Here is a 15749-nt window from a genome sequence, read left to right on the forward strand (position 1 = left end):
ACAACCTGGCGCGGATGCGCCAGTGAAGTATCGCCATCAATGCAAAACCCGCGGTAAACACGCAGCGGCCGCGTAAACATCATCCCACTCGACCCATGAGGTGCATTGTGAAGCATAGCCCTTCTGGTATGGGCTGTACGGCAAGGTAGTCTGGTGCAGGATGCCCAGACTGGCCAGCCCCTCGACGAACTCGTCGGCCATCATGGCTGCGCCGTTATCGGTCATGATGGCCCGCGGCAGCCCTCGCTTCATGATCGCCTGCGAGACGCCGTGCACCAGCGAGGCAGTGGTCTCGTCGAGGAACCACTGCAGGTGGCAGACCAGCCGCGAATGGTCGTCCATAATGCAGAGCAGCAACGGCTTGTGCCACTGCCCATCGGGGGTGAGCACCTTGCGCGAACCATGGTGGAAGTCCAGGTGCCAGAGCGCGGCCACGTGGTCGACCTCGTAGCTACGCACCTCGCGTGCCTCGCGGCGAGCCGCAGCAGCGATGGCCCCATCCGTGCCCGAGCGCGGGGTTGGCTTGCGCACCAGACCCTGCGCCTTCAGATACCGGCACACCGTGGTGTAGGACGGCAGCGTGTCCGGGCCATCCTTGGTCGCGACGCGCAGGTTGTCGTAATGCAACTGCATGGTCCAGCCGGGGTGCTGACGGTACTGCTCGACCAGCGCTTCGATGATGGCTGGGCTCAGACTGACGAAGTGGCCACAATCGTCGCGCAGTCGGTTCTTGAGTTGATCGACCGGATCCTGGACGTGACGGGCCCGGTAATACCAGCGTTCGATGGAAGACGCGCCGAACTGAACGTCGGCGCCGGTGATGGGGTGCCGCCAGATCTTGGCGGCCAGTGCCTGGAACGCTTGCTGCAAATCTCCTTTGGCAGGCGGCGAAGCCAGCAAAGGGCCAATGACCGAGAAGCGCAAGCGCGCCCATCGGTTGCGATGATCAATCGATAGTGACATGACTCTCCGTTGGGGGGATAACGGGAGCAGGCTACGGGCAGTGCGGGTGACCCGCCATCGACATGTTCTGCGGGAGATTCCCCTATCTGGCGCATCCCTCAGCCAGCGTGGTCAGGCCGGGCCCAGCAGCAGAAGCAACACCGCGGCCAGACGCTCGTCTTCGCTGTCGTGCTCGACCGATTGCAGCAGGCAGTCGGGATAGATGAACGGCTCGGGCGTTGGCGGGATGAGGCCACGCAGCCACCGACCGACGGGGGTCTTGGGGAAGGTCTCGGTCCACCACTGACGCCAGCGCTTGAGCGTGGCCCAACTGATCGCCGGCAGGCCGTCCAGGCAGGCGCCAGTGGCACGGCTCGATCGCAGTACCAGGACAATGGCCAGCCAGACACGCCGGCCGAGAAAGCGCACCGAATCGGGCGTCATGCGTTTGCGGCATCCGGCACAGCACAGGCTCAGGCGCGTATTGCAGTCCGGGTGTGCTGCCGGTGGGCATCCGCGCGGCTTACGCGGATAGTTGGCACTGTGCAGCACAGAGCCGCAATGCCAGCAGCCCCCGTCTCGCGCCACCTTCATCAAGTCTTCGTCGATCCGGCGCAACAGGGCAAAAAACGCTGGTGTTTGTAGCAAGGCATGGCACACTGCTGAGGTCTCCTTCATTGCTCGACACAATAAAGGCGACATCTTCCCTCAGGCGCGTGCATGCACGCTCCCTGAGGGAACCCCTCCAGCGTCCATCACCGTTCTTGCTCAAATCCCCACGCTTTCGGCATCACGAAAGCTGCTTATGCACACTCGGCGCCGCTCACCAGCATCAGGAAAGGGGCGCGAGTTATCGGCCCGATACCGCTGGAGTCCTTAATCGAGGATTCCTCTTGGTCACGCTGCGCAACGGTCCGCCGCGAGACCCTCGCGAAAATGACCTGTGGGCTAGAACTCTGCTTGCATTGCATTCAATGCAGGCAGGAGAGCTGTCATGGCCACTCTGACCATTCGAAACATTGACCAGGAGCTGAAAGCACGGCTACGCATCGAAGCCGCACAGCACGGCCGCTCCATGGAGGAGGAGGTGCGCGAGATTCTGCGGCGCGCGCTCAGCAAGCGACCGGGCCCGGGTGGCCTGGGAAGCCTGCTGCATCAGCGATTTGCCACGCTCGTTGACCCGGGATTGGATCTGCCCTTGCGCATGGGGCGACCGCGGTCGGCAGATTTGGCTGAATGATCGTTCTCAACACTAATGTCTTGTCGGAGCTCATGCGGGCCCAGGCGGAGCCGGCCGTCGTCGACTGGCTGAACCGGCAGGAACAAGAATCGCTCGCCATAACCGCAGTGACGGTTGCCGAACTCTTGTATTGGATAGCGCGTTTGCCGGACGGGCGCCGCAAAACCGGACTACAGGAAGCCGCGCTGCAGATGCTCGACGAGGAATTCGCCGACCGGGTGCTTCCTTTCGACGAGGACGCCGCCATTCACTACGCCGCGCTCGTATCCCTGCGAGAGCACGCGGGTCGTCCGATTAGCATGGCGGATACACAGATTGCAGCGATTTGCCGGCACCACGCCGCCGCGCTGGCCACGCGTAACTGCAAAGACTTCGAAGGGGTCGGCATCGTTCTGGCCAATCCCTGGCTGGATTGACCTACCTGAGTCATGACTCGTGGGCGCCGTCGCGGCGATGCCAACCGCGACCGAGCGCGAGCTAGCGCGCTAGCGCCGCGCCCACGGGCTGCCGCCCACCCGCTGCCCGGGGAGACGCGTTCGCTGGCCCCTGCCGGTCATCGACCGAGAGACGGGTCGCGACAAGACCCTTTCACGCGGAGCGCTGCATCTGATACTTCTGGAAGTAATCGGCTTGGCGGCCGAGCGCCTGCGCGCGCAGGCCCAAGTGGGAGGCGCAGACCGCAGGGCGTTGTCACGTTGGCATAACGAGGCCGAGGTGCGAGGGGGACGTGAACTACTGCTTTGTGCGGTGGACGGATTTTGGGCGGCTTCAGTGAATTCACGCCATGCCGGGAACCGGGCGGCGAGGTGCTTACTGGGGAGCGAAGCTCACAGCAGATGCCGTTTGATGGCGAGATGCTGACAAGTCGGCCCGAAGCTCGAGAAGAAGGCCTGGGTGTCAAAGTTGGGGATATGAGCGCGTCGGGTGGAAGCGCCAGCCCTGGCCGACCAAGAAAAGCAGCTCAAAGTGCACTTTAATGGCATTGATGCCTGTACTGCGCCACATCCGCGCCAATTTGTGGCGCAGTTTGATAAATTGCGCCACAATCGCGCCATCGCTTAAACTAACTGCGCCACGGCCCACATGTCCACTGTCCATGCACTGCTAGATAGCATTCGGCAAGCCTCTGCGGGATTGATGCTCGGCGAATTACTGGCACAGCATCCCGATGTTGCGCGGCGGACAGCACAACGCTGGATCAGCCAATTGATCGATGGCGGACAGATCACAGCGATCGGCGAAGGACGCGCCCGTCGTTATCTTGCGGTGAAAACGGCGGCCATTGCCACGGCTGCCACCGAGGAAGACCTCTTCCCGAGTTACATCCCGCTTTCCGCCGACAGCCGCGATATTGTGGCGTATATCGATCAGCCCCCGGAAGCGCGCAAGCCCGTGGGCTACCAACGCGACTTCCTTGACGCCTATCAACCGAATGTCACACGGTATCTGTCGGAATCGCTTCGGCGTCAGCTACACAAGATGGGCAAGACCGCGCAGGCTGATGCACCCGCTGGAACCTATAGCAGGGCAATTCTGAACCGGCTCCTGATCGACCTGTCATGGGCATCGAGCCATTTGGAGGGCAACACCTATTCCCGGCTGGACACCCGTGAGTTGATCGAGCACGGGAAAATCGCGCAAGGCAAGGCGGCCATCGATACCCAGATGATCCTCAACCACAAGACCGCCATCGAGTTGCTGGTGGAGAACATCGGTACGGTCGGTTTTGACCGCTACACCTTGATGAATCTGCATAGCGCCTTGTCGGAGAACCTGTTGCCTAACCCTGCCGATGAAGGCCGGATTCGCCAGCACGCCGTGGAGATTGGCCAAAGTGTTTACCGTCCCCTGTCGGCACCACAGCAGATCGACGAGGCGCTGAATAGCCTGCTCGAGAAGGTGAATCAGATTGCCGATCCCTTCGAACAGTCATTCTTCGTGATGGTGCACCTGCCATACTTGCAGCCATTCGCCGACATCAACAAACGCACCTCGCGCCTGGTGGCCAATTTGCCGCTGTTCCGTGCAAACCTTTGTCCGCTCACTTTCCTCGATGTGCCGGAGCACGCTTACAGTCGCGCCATCCTCGGCATGTATGAGATGACCCGCGTTGAACTGCTGCGCGATCTCTATGTTTGGGCCTACGAGCGGTCGACGCAAGAGTATCTGGCCATCAGGCAGGATCTGGCGGAACCAGACCCGGTACGCCTTGCTTGGCGTGATCTGATCAAGCAAACGATCCGGGACGTCGTGATGCAACCCAATCAGGATGCACTGACAATGATTCGGCAGGCGGTCGTGGCAAGAGTGCCAGACGCCGATCGTGATAATGTGCAAGCGCTGATCGTGGAGGAACTCCGGCGCCTGCACGAGGGTGTGCTGGCACGCTACGGCTTGCGCCCCTCGGAGCTCACAGTTTGGAAAGCAGCCCAATTGGCGGGGCCACCCAACTGATTGCATCTCCGCGGCGCGAGATGGGAAGGACACAGCTTTGTCGCCTCGGGCCAAACCGCAAGATCCTGCGATGCGCACGGTAAAGGCACTTGCTTCGCGCCTCCAGCCACACGAGCGACCAGCAGGTCTGGATTAAAGTTCCTCCTCATGCCTTGAACGGTCACGATATTTCGAGTGTCGAGAACTTCGGTTGGCCTAGCACGCGTATCACGAACGCGCGGCCCTCTTGGATTCGCTTGACGAGTTCCCCGGATTGAAGACGGTGGGGTTGGCTTTCCGCCCCAGAGGCTCGCAGGCGTGATCCAATGCTGCCAGCACATCGATGTCGCTCCCCGCCACAGCGGCCGCAACGCGTCACGCAAGATCTCCCGCCCCCACAAGGTCTTGCTGATGATACTGTGCACCTCGTCAAAAATCGGGGCTTCCCGGTTGGCTTGGTAGCGGCCGCGGATTGCCAACTCGATGCGACGTGAGCAGGCCGGCACCTTCCAACTTGGCGAACTCCCGGTGCACGGCGCCGCCCCCCGCGCCGGCAAGCGCGACGATCTCATGTGCACAAAATGGGCGTTCCGGAGCCCCGAACAGCACAGCCATCCCCCCGTTGAGACTTGGTAAATAGTGCATCGGTGCATCGGCCAAGGACATTCCCATGTCGGGAATGACATCTCCCAAAATGGGTTTTAACAATCCCAATTTCGAGACGCGTCCAGCCAAACCAATCTACGGCAGTGACGCTCCGTGCCCGGCCGGCTTTGGGCCAATCAAATTCGGCAAGGATGTGCGCCCCAGTTGCAGCAGTTGCATGCCAGCGCTGGGCCGCGGGCACCCCGTTTCGCGCGTTGCGATCGAATGCTTCCAGAGACGCGCGGCCCGCGGCCGCTCAACGCGCGTGCTCTCACCAGTCCCACAGATCGTAGTCGGCCGGGCAGCACTTTTCAGCATTACGCGCTGCAATTCGTCCGCGCGATCGGTGCGGGGACGACTTCGCGAGACCAACTCACCACTCAAAAATTATCGGCATTGCATTTTGCTATGCATTTTCGACCGGTAATGCCGAGGGGTGCATGAAATATGTTAAGAATCAGTATCTTACCGTGACGACGGAGTGCGCCTTCCGCTCCGTACGACGAGCCACGACTGGCTGCGATCCCCAGTTAGCTGCCGGCCGCAGTCGCCCATTGCCTCAGGCGAGAACGGCGGCCCGCGCAGAATCCGGTTGCCCGAACGACTGCCAACCCCTGCCAGAGTCTTGACGCCAGTTGCGACGAATGGCTGCCTCTTGTATCGCGTTCGGCGCCGCAGCGTTAGCCGAGGCAGTCTGGGTCCGCCCAGGGAGTATGTTCTTGCCCGACGATGGTGTGCCGCGACCTTCGCTGCCTCGATTCGATTGCGTCGCGCTTCAATTTGTCATTATCCGAATAATGGTAAGTAATGATCTGGATATAATGGGTCACAGGGCCGAGAACCCGGCGCGCTGGCTTTGCCCTGTCTATGCGCCGGCCGGCCACCGCCGCCGGGCCCTGCCATGGACACGGCCCAGACTACCCCTGCCCCAAGCCTCCCATGAATACGTCGCCCCTCCCGCCCAACGCACTGCCTAGCCCAGTATTGCCGGGCGGGCTTTCCGACGCCCAACTGGTGCGCGCATGGCTAGACGCCAAGTCCGCCGCGGGTCTCGGTCTGCGCGCCAGTACCTGCAGTCAGTACGAGCTCGAGGCGCAGCGCCTGCTTTGGTATGCGGACGCGCAGGGCCAGCCTCTGGCAACCTGGCAGGTTACTCATGCCAGCGACTACCTTGCCTTCTTGCGTGACCCGCCCGCGCACGCGGTCAGCAACAGCCGAGCTCGCCGCGGCAGCGCGGCTTGGCGGCCGCTGCGCGGCCGGCTTTCCGAGGCATCGCGACGCCAGAGCGCAGTCATCGTGGGTAGCCTGTTCGACTGGCTGGTACGGGTTGGGGCTCTGCGGATTAATCCGTTCGCCCCAGTGCCGCGAGAGCGCTCTGCCACAGGGCCAGGCTCCCAGCGGAGGTTCCTCGAACTGGAACAGGTGGCAGCAGTATTCGAAGCGATTGAAGCACGTCCGGCGCCGACGCGGTGGGCGCAGCTACAGCAGGCGCGCGACCGCCTGCTAGTTGCGCTGCTGTTCCAGACGGGGCTGCGCGCTTCCGAGGTGGCCGCACTAACTTGGGCTGATTTCGAACGCCATCCTGGCCGGTCCCGTGCGTTCTGGACCGTGCGCATCCGTCAAGCCAAGGGGGGCAACGATCAACTGGTGCCCTGCCGATAACGCGATGGACGAACTGGCACGCTTTCGCCGCTTGATTGGGCTACCGCCCGTGCCTAGCACCACCGACACCGCAGCAGTCATCCCGGCGATCGCCGGTGGGCGTCAACGCGCAGAGCCGCCGCCCGATCCGTCTGAGCTACAGCGAAAGCTGAGCCGACCGCTTCGTACGCGCCAGGGAATCTATGCCATCGTGCGTGCAGCATTTGCGGAAGCGGCCGACCGTCTGGAGGGGGAGGACCGTGGCGAAGAGGCGGCCGGGCTCCGAGGTGCGTCGACGCACTGGCTGCGGCATACGCATGCCACGCATCTGCTACGCGCCGGTGTGCCGGTAACCGACGTGCAGCGCGCCTTGCGGCACCGTGACATCAACACCACGCGACGGTACACCCACGAAGCGCTGGAAGATGTAGCGCTTGCGCTGGCCGGCAAAATCCCGGGCGCCGCGTAGAGCGCCGGACGCCAGCCATTCCTGCGCGCTCTCGCTGTGTGGCGCTGTTGCCTTCGGCTGGCCGTGAAAGGCAGTGAAGAACCAGGTGCGAGAACACCTCTTTGGCTCGGCCCGGTGAGCAATAAATTCCCTGCGGTTGGGTCTAGGTCAAGCTGACCTGGCATAAGCGCATGCGGTGGTGTGGCCGGGGTCCCTCCGCGCTTGCCATACAGAGGCGGGCCGTCGCACCTGGTTCGAACCAATATTTTCCGGGAACTCCGCGGCGGGGGCACCAAGCGGACTCGATGCCGGCCTCGCCCAACGCAGGAAGGTCGGCGAGCCGCACTATGAGCGTCCGAAGTTAGGAAAACTAGCTAGCCGCAGCTGGGACCATCACAACTTGGGGTGGTCGTAAAGCGGGCCTAGCAGCGTCTCAACTTGGAAGGTCGGCTCGCCCACATATGACACCGTCCCAACTTCGGAGGGTTGGTGAGCCATGCCTGGCACCGTCCCAACTTGGGAAGGTCGGCGAGCCGCGCCTGGCACTGCCCCAAACTGGAAAGATCAGCAAACCGTGCCACGGACCGTCCCCACTTGGGAAGGCTGGCGAGCTGTGCTTGGCACCGTCCCAACGCGGGCAGGTCGGGGAGCTGTGCTTGGCACCGTCCCAACTTGGGAAGGCCGGCGAGTCGTGCTTGGCACCGTCCCAACTTGGGAAGGTTGGCGAGCCGTGCCGGGCACCGTCCCAACTTGGGAAGGTTGGCGAGCCGTGCCGGGCACCGTCCCAACTTGGGAAGGTTGGCGAGCCATGCCGGGCACCGTTCCAACTTGGGAAGGTCGGTGCGCTGTGGCTGGCACCGTCCCAACTTGGAAAGATCGGCGAGCCGCGCCGGGCACCGCCCCAGCTTGGGAAGGTCAGCGAGCTGTGGCTGGTCACCGTCCCAACTTGGGACGGTCGGCGAGGCGTGCCGGGCACCGTCCCAACTTGGGAAGGTCGCCGAGCCGTGCCGGGCACCGTCCCAACTTGGGAAGGTTGGGGAGCCGCGCCGAGCACCGTCCCAACTTGGGAAGGTTGGCGAGGCGAGCCATGCCTGGCACTGCCCCAAACTGGAAAGATCAGCAAACCGTGCCACGGACCGTCCACACTTGGGAAGGCTGGCGAGCTGTGCTTGGCACCGTCCCAACGTGGAAAGGTCGGGGAGCTGTGCTTGGCACCGTCTGGGACGGTTGGCGAGCCGTGCCGGGCACCGTTCCAACTTGGAAAAGTCAGTGCGCTGTGCCGGGCACCGTCCCAGCTTGGGAAGCTTGGCGAGTCGTGCTTGGCACCGTCCCAACTTGGGAGGCTGGCGGGTCGTGCCGGGCAGCGTCCCAACTTGGGAAGGTTGGCGAGCCGTGCCGGGCACCGTCCCAACATGGAAAGGTCAGTGCGCTGTGCCGGGCACCGCCCCAGCTTGGGAAGCTTGGCGAGTCGTGCTTGGCACCGCCCCAGCTTGGGAAGGTCAGCGAGCTGTGGCTGTTCACCGTGCCAACTTGGGAAGGTCGGTGGACCGTGCCGGGCACCCTTCCAACTTGGGAAGGTCGGTGCGCTGTGGCTGGCACCGTCCCAACTTGGGAAGGTCGGCGAGCCGTGCCGGGCACCGTCCCAATTTGGAAAGGTCGGCGAGCCGTGCCGGGCACCGTCCCAACTTGGGAAGGTTGGCGAGCCGTGCCGAGCACCGTCCCAACTTGGGAAGGTTGGCGAGCCGCCGTTCCAACGTGGGCAGGTCGGTGAACCGTGCCGGCCACCGTTCCAACTTGGGAAGGTCGGTGAGCCGTGCCGGCCACCGTTCCAACTTGGGAAGGTCGGTGAGCCGCGCCGGCCACCGTTCCAACTTGGGAAGGTCGGTGAACCGTGCCGGGCACCGTTCCAACTTGGGAAAGTCGGTGCGCTGTGGCTGGCACCGTCCTAACTTGGAAAGGCCGGGTAGCCGCGCCGGGCACCGCCCCAGCTTGGGAAGGTCAGCGAGCTGTGGCTGGTCACCGTCCCAACTTGGGAAGGCCGGGTAGCCGTGCCGTGCACCGTCCCAACTTGGGAAGGTCGGTGCGCCGTGCCGGGCACCGTCCCAACTTGGGAAGGTCGGTGCGCCGTGCCGGGCACCGTCCCAACTTGGGAAGGTCGGCGAGCCGTGCCGGGCACCGTCCCAACTTGGGAAGGTTGGGTAGCCGCGCCGAGCACCGTTCCAACTTGGGAAGGCCGGGTAGCCGTGCCGTGCACCGTCCCAACTTGGGAAGGTCGGTGCGCCGTGCCGGGCACCGTCCCAACTTGGGAAGGTCGGCGAGCCGTGCCGGGCACCGTCCCAACTTGGGAAGGTTGGGTAGCCGCGCCGAGCACCGTTCCAACTTGGGAAGGTCGGTGCGCTGTGCCGGGCACCGTTCCAACTTGGGAAGGTCGGTGCGCTGTGGCTGGCACCGTCCCAACTTGGAAAGGTCGGCGAGCCGCGCCGGGCACCGCCCCAACTTGGGAAGGTCAGCGAGCTGTGGCTGGTCACCGCCCCAGCTTGGGAAGGTTGGGGAGCCGCGCCGAGCACCGTCCCAACTTGGGAAGGTTGGCGAGACGAGCCATGCCTGGCACTGCCCCAAACTGGAAAGATCAGCAAACCGCGCCACGGACCGTCCCCACTTGGGAAGGTTGGCGAACAGTGCCCGGCAACGTTCCAACTTGGAAAGGTCAGTGCGCTGTCCCGGGCACCGTCCCAGCTTGGGAAGCTTGGCGAGTCGTGCTTGGCACCGTCCCAACTTGGGAAGGTCGGCGAGCCATATCCGGGAGTATCCCAAGTTGGGGCGGTCAGCGCGCGTCGCCCATGCTGAGCGTTGGGCAAAAAAAAGCCCGCTCAGAGCGGGCGTGGTTACTTGAAGCAGTACTTACTTGGGCTGGTGGTGAAACGTTTCGCTAATGAGCTGCCGCAATTGCGTCTCCAGGGCCTCGGACAGGACCCCGGCTCTGATTTTCACCGTGAACCCGTTGACGTCTTTCGTTATGGAACCCGCTTGTTCCTTGCCGGAAAAGAACTTGTCAATGCTTCGCTCACTCGCGGAACTTGGTGCCGAAGCGCGCCGGGTTGCGAGTGCCCTGATAGCGCCAGCGACTTTACCTTGCTCCATCTTTCCCGATGCCACGAGCGGCCAAATCTCTTTCGCAGCATCGTTGCCGGCTTCTCCATATTTCCGAATCGTTGTGACAATGGCTTCGGCCGCGCTTCCGCCAAGCAGCCGCGGCTGAAGGTCGAGATCCTTCAACACGAAATCTGGCAACTGCGCGAAGCTAAGGAATCGATAGAGACCGCTCTTAGACAGGCCAAGCGCCTCCGCAAGTCGCACGCGGGACGGAAATTCCTTCTCAGTGCGCCGGACAGACAGCGCGATTTCATAGTCGGAAAGGTCGTCGCGGCTGATATTCTCGACCATGGCGAGCACCGCCATATCAGCATCAGAACACTCCACGACGACGGCCTTGACGGCATCGAGCCCAAGCATTTTGTGGGCGCGCCACCGGCGCTCCCCTGCCACAATCTGGTAGCCGGATTCAGCGCGGCGTACCACGATAGGCTGCATGAGTCCCACTTCACGAATCGACTCTGCAAGCTCTGACAGCTTGAGTTCATTGAACACGCGCCGAGGCTGCCATGGGTTCGGCACGATATCGGCAACGGCCAGTTGCGACGCGACGCCGGTTGCCTCCAACTCCTGGACACGGAGTTGCGCAACGGCCAGCGCCCCAGTGAGGCCAGGCGCGGTCTGGGTTCGGTCGCTGCGCTTGACTTCGTCCTGCTGAATCGCCGAGGTCTTGCGGATGCCCGCCGTCTTAGCCAGCAGCTGTTCTCGCATATTGCTCATTGCGCGCTCCTCCATTTTTCTGCGTAGATTTCATCCAACCACCGGCAATAATCCATAATCGGCTGACGCACGCGGGTTAGCGACTTGGCTGCGCTATGCGTGCTACTCACGTCAAACACCGTCGAGAATGCCAACGCCCCGGTGCTCATCACCGAACTCGCTGGCACTTCAATCGAATGCAGCCACTTCTCATAAGCGCTCTGCGCCCAGGCACGCACGATGGGTGCCGACGAGGTGCGCCCATAATCGACCTTGGAGAGCAACAACGAGACGAAGTCGTATTTCTTGTCGGCTTCATATTTGATGAAGCTTTTGGAGACGTCTGAAAACAAGCGCCAGAAAGACAGCGAGCTGATGAAGTCCAGGTTCTCGGGAACCATCGGCATAACCATCGCGTCTGCCGCAAGCAAGGCGTTCAGGTTCATGTAGGAAAGCGAGGGAGACGTATCCATGAGGATATAGTCATAGTGCTTGCGCAATGGCTCCAACCCTTCCCTCAGCACCGTCCAGAAGCGAAAGCCTGGCTTGATTTTCTGCATCGCGGGCAGATGGAACTCTGCGCCAATCAGTTCGGTGTGCGCTGGAATCAAGTCAAGGCCATCCCAATAGGTTGACTGGATGCTTCCCAGTAGTCCCCCTTCGATTTGCTGGTCATAGATATAGGGCAAGACCGTGTCTTCCGGCGTGACATCCTTCTCGGCATACAAACCACACAGTTCCGAGAGCGAGGCCTGAGGATCCAAGTCGACAACCAAGACTTTTCGGCCACGCAATGTCAGCCCCTGAGCCAGACACATAGTCGTGGTAGTCTTGGCCGAGCCACCCTTGAGCTGGGCGGTGATAATGATTTTTCCTTCCGGCTCTCTCGTGCCTGTGACGAGCGGCGTCTGATAAATGTCAGAGACCTTCTGCACCCAGATGCGTGCCTCCTCCAGCGTGAAGGTCCGGGTACGCCCAGTACCAGCGGCCTTTCCTGGCGGCAATTCGCCATCTCCCTTGGTCGCGAGGTACTGAACTTGCGAGTGGGAGATGTTGCATAGGTCTGCAATCTCCCCCGTCTTAAAAATCGGTGCGGTTTTTCGCGGCCGCGGTGCGAGAATCGTCTCGCGAAGTTCGTCCGTAAAAATGGTGACCTTTTCCGCGAACTGAGATATCTGCTCTAGCGGTACAGTTCGGTCGACTGCTGGAAGTTGGCTCGTTTTCACCATTCTGAGGTTTATCCGGAAAATTCGAGAAAGCTCAGAATACAGGAAATGCATGAGCAACGGCTCATAAATTGCTGTTTTTTAATCAGAGTTCCTTTGAAAACAACGATTTTGCCTAAGTTTTAGGCAGTTTCGGGACGTCTTGGGGTTCACATGAGGCCCCCGGTAAGCCTTGGGAGATTCCTCGGCCTATAGGCGGCCCCAAAGGGTGGCACAAATGACCTCACCTTGAATGGCTACATTGCCTTCGGGCGCCCGCAAGGTGAGGTCATTTGTGCTGTTCGGCAGAACCGGAGAAGTGAACTCGGCGAAATCCGGCACAATGAAGCTCACCTTCGTTCCCGTCCAGCCCAACCAGCCCAGGGCTTGGTATGGGGGAGGGCAGCTGCTCGGCGTTTCCGCACAATTGACCTCACCTTTGCACAGCCCAGACAAAGAAGTCCGTCAGGCAAGAACAGTGATGGTGAGGTTATTTGTGCTGCTTCGCAGCATGGTTTAGTGCTGGAGCATCTTTTCGTTGCAATAGCAACTCCTATCAGAGCTGGGAGTCAGGCAACGGGGTGCACGTGCCAACCAATGCACAATGGACCTCACCATCCGTTGAGCGCCCAGACCCATCGGACGGTGAGGTTCATTGTGCAAGATTCAACCTCGGTAATAGTCAGCACAAAAAACCACACCTTCGCCCATGCACAAAGAACCTCACCATGAGGCTGAGCGCGGTGTTGGCCCGTCGATGCTGGATCCACGGAACTTCCAGCGATCCTCTTGCCAGTTTCGTAGCGTCGGACAGGTCCCTCGAACCCATTTGCTTCGGCGCAGTCTCGGCTTACATCACAACAATCGGGAGACAGATGGGTACGAACGTGTGCAGCGCTCAAAGTGCGCCGACTCGCACCGTTTGCTTCGTGACTGCGGGCGTTGTGTTGGTTAGATGTTTTTGAAGTAAACAACCCAACCGACAAACAGAGAACAACGAAATCCTTGTCGATCAAGGACTTAACCCTTCAAAGGTGAGGTTAGCTGTGTCAAAGGTGAGGTTCCGTGTGTTGCCAAGGTGCGGTTTGCTGTGTGGAGACGGTGAGGTCTATTCCCCGACAAGGTGAGTTTCATTGTGCAAACACCCAGAAGGTGAGATCTATTGTGCGTCACCTGTGGACAAGTCCGCTTTGCCCAGGCTGGTCCTTGGCTTGAACGATACGCGTGACGAAGATCGGTGAGGTTGGTTGTGCATCAGGTGAGGTTCGTTGTGCGCATTGACCCACGCTGACCCGATAGCGCGACGGATCAATCTGATGGTGAGGTTTGTTGTGTTGACAGGACCTCACCATCACATGCTAGAGTCGCCCGAGCAACAAAACGAGCGGGAAGACGAGTATGGAGACGGACCATCCGGTGGAGGTCAAAGCGAGGACGACGCCTCGCCAAATGGCGCTGGCATTGTTCGAGGACATGTTTGACCTCGGGATGCCCATCAACGAGGCCAACCGCGAAATCGGCTATCAGCGCAACAATTTCTTCACGGAAATTGTCAACATGGGATTGGCGGCACGACGGTTCCTGGATGCCGCGTATTTCATCGTGGCACAAGAGCCGGAGGTTCCTGACCAATACGATGTCGAGCTGAACTACTTTAAGTGGTTGATGCGCTATGACAGCCGGAACCTGAAGCACCTACGTACTATCGCGGACGAGGCGCAGAACGCCAAGGTTCGCGTCACCAATACACCGTCAGACCGGGAGCCGGATGAGAACGATATCTGGGTCCAGGTCCAGCTGATCGGCATGGTGGCGATGCATCGCGGCCGCGTCCGTTTCGATGTACATCACAGTTTGATCCCGCATATTCGAGATCCCCGCAAGTCTCATTGGCTCAGCCTTCGCATCTCAACGGCATTTACCCGCAGTCTCGCGCGTGCGATCTATGACAAGGTCTTGCCGAGTGTGCCCAACGGGCGTACGGACTGGATCAAACTCGATGAGATGCGGACCTGGCCGGGAAAGATGGGCGCGAATGCCAACATCTTCAAATACTTCAAGCGCGACTGGCTGGAGCCTGCGGTCCGTGAAATCAATGAGATCTCGGACATCGAGCTGTCCTACGAGACCAAGACCGAGTCCACATCCTCGAAGAAGGTCGACCGGATTCGCTTCCTCCTCAAGCGTAAGGACACGGCCGACGCTGTCATGGCAAGCCTGTCCGACGCCAGCCAGATCTATAAAATTCTTAAGGAAGAGTTCAACCTCTCAACCCGGCAGTTCGGCGAGCTCTCCGAGAACCGCGAGACATGGAATGATGACCGCATCCTGCAGGCGATCGAGTACACGCGCTTCAAGCTCAATCGCGGTCAGGTCAAGAAGAGCCCCGCTGGCTATTTGATGAAGGCCTTGCGTGATAACTGGCGCATGTCAGAGGCTGAACGCACGATGGTCCAGGTCCAGACCAAGCTGCTTGTCGAGGAAGAACAGAAGGACGCCGCGAAGATCGCAGTCAAGACCAGCGTGGAGCGCAGTGTTGCCTCGCGTGAAGACGAGACCCGCACTCGCATGAACGAAGAATCGCGACAAGGGCGGGAGTACTTCGCGGCATCGGACGCAAAAGTACGCCGGGAATTCGCTCGTGCATGGCTCGCCTCGAGAGAAGGCAAACTCGTGCTGAGGCGGATGAATCTGGAGCCGTCCTCAGTGTCAGATGAGGTTATCTTGGCGAATTCGGATTTGGCTTGGTACTTGGGGCAATTCGTGTTCGGGCGCATTAAGTCCCAACTGACATCCGCCGCCTGAGTAGGAATTTCGTCCGGCTCGATGCTGTCGATGACGGGCCTCCATGTCCGTGCCGTGGGAGCAGCTTGCTGCCTAAGCACCGGCCTTGGCCTATGGGCCTTCTTTCCGCCGATCCTTGCCAGCGCCTCGGAGCCGTTCTTCAACTGGGCGCCATTGGAGCCGTTTCCATTGCTAGAGGTGAGGAATTCGTCGCCTTTACTGTCAAGCTCGTGAACAGCATGGCTCGTCACAAGCTGACGCCGGAGGAGGGCAAGCATGCCTTTGAGGAATTGCATCGCACTCCCGAGTTCTTCAAGAGATTCGTCGAGCGGTTCATGCTCTACCAACCGCACGGGGAAGCCGCGGCACTCGCATACACCAAGGCTTTCGTGTTCTCCGATGCGCATTTCCTTAGTGGTCCGGGGCGAGTCGGATTGAGGTATTGTCAAATCTGGTGTACGAGGGCTGATCGTGGCCGGTTGTCAGGCGGCGAGTTTCTGCTGAACCGGCGGATTGTCTTGCGCCGGGGCACCGTCCTTGAAGGGGACGCCCTTCAAGA

At 60.9% G+C, this 15749-nt stretch carries 11 protein-coding genes and 3 pseudogenes; 8 read left to right on the forward strand and 6 right to left on the reverse strand.

The genetic code is table 11. From position 1 onward, the window contains the following. Window positions 1-117 precede the first annotated feature (117 nt). A pseudogene (locus DN412_RS39685) lies at window positions 118-963 on the reverse strand (DDE-type integrase/transposase/recombinase); the annotation flags it as partial. A 111-nt stretch (window positions 964-1074) separates the two neighbouring features. Beyond that, complete coding sequence (locus DN412_RS45210; RefSeq protein ID WP_008651550.1) at window positions 1075-1386, reverse strand: hypothetical protein; 312 nt, start codon at window positions 1384-1386, stop codon at window positions 1075-1077. A gap of 550 nt (window positions 1387-1936) precedes the next feature. Between DN412_RS45210 and DN412_RS39695 the strand changes: the two genes are divergently transcribed. Together DN412_RS39695 and DN412_RS39700 are read left to right on the forward strand one after the other, a co-directional pair. Then, a complete protein-coding gene (locus tag DN412_RS39695; RefSeq protein WP_115216538.1) occupies window positions 1937-2182 on the forward strand; it encodes a FitA-like ribbon-helix-helix domain-containing protein in 246 nt (81 codons plus the stop codon). Next, entirely contained in the window at window positions 2179-2598 is a 420-nt protein-coding gene (locus DN412_RS39700; protein WP_115216539.1) for a type II toxin-antitoxin system VapC family toxin, read from the forward strand. Before DN412_RS39695 ends, DN412_RS39700 begins: the two co-directional genes overlap by 4 nt. Before the next feature lie 333 nt (window positions 2599-2931). On the opposite strand, the pseudogene DN412_RS45215 reads toward DN412_RS39700, so the two are convergent. Further along, window positions 2932-3078 (reverse strand): annotated as a pseudogene (locus DN412_RS45215) (IS6 family transposase); the annotation flags it as partial. Between the two features lie 28 nt (window positions 3079-3106). On the opposite strand from DN412_RS45215, the gene DN412_RS44255 reads away from it, so the two are divergent. Both DN412_RS44255 and DN412_RS39715 read left to right on the forward strand, forming a co-directional pair. Continuing rightward, window positions 3107-3244 carry a hypothetical protein gene (locus DN412_RS44255; RefSeq protein WP_161564119.1) on the forward strand — a complete coding sequence of 46 codons (138 nt, stop codon included), beginning with the start codon at window positions 3107-3109 and terminating at the stop codon, window positions 3242-3244. 21 nt (window positions 3245-3265) lie between these two features. After that, complete coding sequence (locus tag DN412_RS39715) at window positions 3266-4636, forward strand: Fic family protein (RefSeq protein WP_115216540.1); 1371 nt, start codon at window positions 3266-3268, stop codon at window positions 4634-4636. Window positions 4637-5044: 408 nt separating this feature from the next. On the opposite strand, the gene DN412_RS43235 is transcribed toward DN412_RS39715, so the two are convergent. Beyond that, complete coding sequence (locus DN412_RS43235) at window positions 5045-5323, reverse strand: hypothetical protein (protein ID WP_133303166.1); 279 nt, start codon at window positions 5321-5323, stop codon at window positions 5045-5047. 876 nt (window positions 5324-6199) lie between these two features. On the opposite strand from DN412_RS43235, the gene DN412_RS45220 reads away from it, so the two are divergent. Together DN412_RS45220 and DN412_RS45225 are read left to right on the forward strand one after the other, a co-directional pair. Beyond that, window positions 6200-6922, forward strand: a complete 723-nt coding sequence (locus DN412_RS45220) for a tyrosine-type recombinase/integrase (protein WP_244223054.1) — start codon at window positions 6200-6202, stop codon at window positions 6920-6922. 4 nt (window positions 6923-6926) lie between these two features. Continuing rightward, window positions 6927-7370 (forward strand): site-specific integrase, encoded by a 444-nt coding sequence (locus DN412_RS45225; protein ID WP_244223055.1) that lies wholly within the window; start codon window positions 6927-6929, stop codon window positions 7368-7370. 2880 nt (window positions 7371-10250) lie between these two features. Here the strand turns inward: DN412_RS45225 and DN412_RS39725 are convergent. Both DN412_RS39725 and DN412_RS39730 read right to left on the reverse strand, forming a co-directional pair. Next, window positions 10251-11222: a ParB/RepB/Spo0J family partition protein gene (locus DN412_RS39725; protein ID WP_115216543.1), complete on the reverse strand. Its 972-nt coding sequence runs from the start codon at window positions 11220-11222 to the stop codon at window positions 10251-10253. Next, a complete protein-coding gene (locus DN412_RS39730) occupies window positions 11219-12430 on the reverse strand; it encodes a ParA family protein (RefSeq protein WP_115216542.1) in 1212 nt (403 codons plus the stop codon). The genes DN412_RS39725 and DN412_RS39730 overlap by 4 nt, the downstream gene beginning before the upstream one ends. 1374 nt (window positions 12431-13804) lie before the next feature. Here DN412_RS39730 and DN412_RS39735 point away from each other — a divergent pair. Next, complete coding sequence (locus DN412_RS39735) at window positions 13805-15211, forward strand: replication initiation protein (RefSeq protein ID WP_115216541.1); 1407 nt, start codon at window positions 13805-13807, stop codon at window positions 15209-15211. 92 nt (window positions 15212-15303) lie between these two features. Beyond that, window positions 15304-15749 (forward strand): annotated as a pseudogene (locus tag DN412_RS45230) (hypothetical protein); the annotation flags it as partial.

Source organism: Cupriavidus lacunae, assembly GCF_003353055.1.
Taxonomy (GTDB): Bacteria; Pseudomonadota; Gammaproteobacteria; order Burkholderiales; family Burkholderiaceae; genus Cupriavidus; species Cupriavidus lacunae.